This window comes from Brevibacterium sp. HMSC22B09 (assembly GCF_001806795.1).
Taxonomy (GTDB): Bacteria; Actinomycetota; Actinomycetes; order Actinomycetales; family Brevibacteriaceae; genus Brevibacterium; species Brevibacterium ravenspurgense.
Map to the genome: position 1 here is coordinate 21,509 of NZ_KV786001.1, position 972 is coordinate 22,480.

Annotated in this window: 1 protein-coding gene and 1 pseudogene; both read left to right on the forward strand. The window is 59.1% G+C overall.

Features of this window, described 5'->3' with window-relative positions:
- Nucleotides 1-634, forward strand: a 634-nt coding sequence (locus tag HMPREF3087_RS02005) for an ABC transporter substrate-binding protein (RefSeq protein WP_256173011.1), incomplete at its 5' end; no start/stop codon positions are given.
- A 134-nt stretch (nucleotides 635-768) separates the two neighbouring features.
- A pseudogene (locus tag HMPREF3087_RS10690) lies at nucleotides 769-972 on the forward strand (amino acid ABC transporter substrate-binding protein); the annotation flags it as partial.

Here is a 972-nt window from a genome sequence, read left to right on the forward strand (position 1 = left end):
CAAGACCGTCGGCTTCGACATCGACCTGGCCGACAAGCTCGCCGAACGCCTCGACGTGGAAACCGAAGTTCTGAGTACCCCCTTCGAGGGAATCCAGTCGGGAACTTCGCTCGACACCGGCAAGTGCGACATCGCCGTCTCCGGTATCTCCATCACCGATGAACGCAAGACGAAAATGGATTTCACCGACCCTTACCTCAACGACAACCTCGGGCTGGCCGCCGCCAAGTCGGACGGCTTCGCGAGCCTGAAGGACGTCAAGGACAAGAAGGTCGGCGTGCAGGCAGCAACCTCGGGCGAAACCTACGCGCAGGACGAGGGCATCAACCCGGTGCAGTACGAAAACGGCGGGATGCTCACGCAGGCCCTGATGGCCGGCAAAATCGACGCCGCAATCGGCAACATCTCGGTCATCTCAGCAGCAACCAAGGCTGACGACAAACTCGAACTCGTCGAAACCTACTCCAACGGCGAGCAGCTTGGCGCGGCCGTCAAGAAGGACAACACGGAGCTCACCGAAGAGTTCAACGCAATGCTGAAGGAAATGACTGACAGCGGCGAATACACAGAGCTCATTAAGCAGTGGTTCGGCGAAGAAGTCGCAGACAGCCTCAGCGTTGCCAAGGATTCCTGACCGCGCGGCAGGTAACGATTTCGCACCGTGGAGAAATATCTGCCGAAGAATTCCCCCAATGTGACCCGCGACACTGTATGGTCTGTTCCCATGGAGCGGCACGAATGGGCCTGCCGCGCTATTAAGGAGACATCGTGAAGAAAGCACTCTCGATTACCGCCTTCGCGGCGGCAGCATCCTTTGTTCTCGCCGGCTGCGGCGGTGGCGGTGACAGCGCCGCAGAAGCCGGAGATCTCGATCTGGTGCAGAGCGGCAAGCTCACCGTCTGCTCTGACATTCCCTACGAACCTTTTGAGTTCGTCAAGGATGGCAAGACCGTCGGCTTCGACATCGACCTG